General features: G+C 37.2%; 2 protein-coding genes. Both read right to left on the bottom strand.

Annotated elements, in window-relative coordinates; all coding sequences use genetic code 11:
- Positions 1-201, bottom strand: a 201-nt coding sequence (locus JX312_RS12810; protein WP_204458306.1) for a helix-turn-helix domain-containing protein, incomplete at its 3' end; no start/stop codon positions are given.
- A gap of 557 nt (positions 202-758) precedes the next feature.
- Positions 759-1568: a DUF4595 domain-containing protein gene (locus JX312_RS12805; RefSeq protein ID WP_204458305.1), complete on the bottom strand. Its 810-nt coding sequence runs from the start codon at positions 1566-1568 to the stop codon at positions 759-761.
- Between the last annotated feature and the right edge of the window lie 448 nt (positions 1569-2016).

The raw sequence follows: 2016 nt of genomic DNA, 5'->3' as shown, positions 1-2016 counted from the left end.
ATCCAAAGCCTTGAGGAGCTTGAGCATGGTGACAAATGACAAATCAGTAATCCTCCCCGATTCGAATTTATAAATCGTCGGGACACTGATTGCCGTTAATTCCGACACTTGCCTTTGAGTCAAATTAAGGCGCATGCGGTAATCCTTAAAACGGGCACCCAAGGTACGAATAGCCTCAACAGGCGATACATTCTCCATCATAACCATAATCAGAGTTATTATTAATCCCTAAATACCGCTTTAAATATAATTATACTTATATTTAAGTAACGCATCAAAATTACCAAATATTTCTTAAATATGCAAATTAATTAACCCAATTATATACTTGAATGTACCAAATAGTCCTACATTTTAAGCTGCTATACATATTTCATAATCAAACCCTCCAATCTGCTTAAGTTCAATCTCGCCATCATAACACAGATTACATAAGCAATGGTACACTTCATCAATCATATACCATTCACTTAATTGGTTACGCATTGTCTTTAGGTTAATTCTGCAATTATTGCAACAATACTGTTTGACAAATGACAACACATCTTGTTTGATTTTATGATTTTCAATCATAGCGCTCTTATTTTAAGATAATTCAAAGAGGCTGGAAATTTCTATGAATTATCGCGGTTCTAAACAAAGATAAACAAAATATCTTTGATATGCAAATCAAACAAACACGAGGCTGAGTCGTAAAACTACAACTCAGCCTCAATTTGTCTATGCTATGGCAAGTCATAACGGCTTGCCATTTTTGTTTACCAAACAAAGTACATATCCTCTGTATCTGAATAATCTGAGTCTGTATACTTTGTTGTCAACTTGGTAGGGAGCCCTTTATCATTTATGCTCCAAGTATAATCTTCAAAAAATGACTCTCCATCAAAATATCCTTCTTTCTTAGCAGGCAGTGATACTGTAGACTTACCAAGCAATCCCGCATAATAAGAATACTGCATATCATCATCCTCAATTCCAAACATAGTTAATATCATTACTCCTCCATTATTTTTTATCGGAGTGCTACCATAGGATATTTTCATTGTGCCGCCATCAGCAGGAGTCATATTCACGCCAATGATATTCCCTTTTTCATAGGTATATTCAACTGTTCCGTTACCTTCGCAAGTTTGCACTTTTATCTTTTTCAACTGATTGTCTGAATTGTATTCAAACCAGTACTCATCTACATCACCGTCATCATAGACGCGTTTCCAGTATTTTGAATATCCTAAATCATTCAGAGTAACGTATATTACAAGATCTCCCTCCTCATCGCTAACGTTCATGATAACATCTGCCTCATTAGCACGGCTCATGCAGGGATACTCAAACGTAACTTTTACTGATCCATCAGTCAGAGCAGACACAAGACCATCACTATTCACAGTTAGGTTCATTCCGCCAACTTTCTGTGGGATACCATTTGCGAACACTGTAGCAGGGTTTACAGTTCCGTTACCCACCACCCCGCTATCGGGTTCATCTTCTTCATTGCTGCATGACGTAAAATTCAGGCAACAGGTAATGCCGATTGTCAACACTACCAAAAACTTTAAGAATTTCATGCCTTTAACATGTTTTTTTTGGCGTCCACCAGTCTCAAAAGGACATTATAAATGCAAAGAGGCGCAAGACTGTTATCAAATTCCGTCAATGGGTTCTGGACTACCTCTGCACTGAAAATGAAAACAACTCACGCCTTGGCCGTATATTGACACATCAGTGCATATATGCAGACCAAAGGGAGCAGTCTATCATTATTCCTCAGTGCAGTTGAATTGTCCAGATTCATTGACAAGGAATAAGCTAAACGCTTCCTATTACTATGTACGTCCTACTCAAAGGACACTGCAAAGGTAGTAATAATTTTCTGATAAACCACTATTCGTAAGCTGTTTTCTTCTTTGTTGTCTTAATATTCTAACTTAATTAAATCATAGGGTGTTCAGTTCTATGTTCCAAAATTAACTCACATTATTGAGTGTCCTGGAACGCAGAACCACCCGATTCGGA

The organism is Barnesiella sp. CU968, assembly GCF_905219685.1.
In the GTDB taxonomy this organism is placed as follows: Bacteria; Bacteroidota; Bacteroidia; order Bacteroidales; family Muribaculaceae; genus Lepagella; species Lepagella muris_A.
Note: the sequence above shows the minus strand (reverse complement) of the source record. Positions and strands in the feature narration are given on the sequence as shown.

Excerpts from the sequence above, each read along its gene's own strand:
- JX312_RS12805 (WP_204458305.1), bottom strand. The coding sequence starts at position 1,568 with ATGAAATTCTTAAAGTTTTTGGTAGTGTTGACAATCGGCATTACCTGT.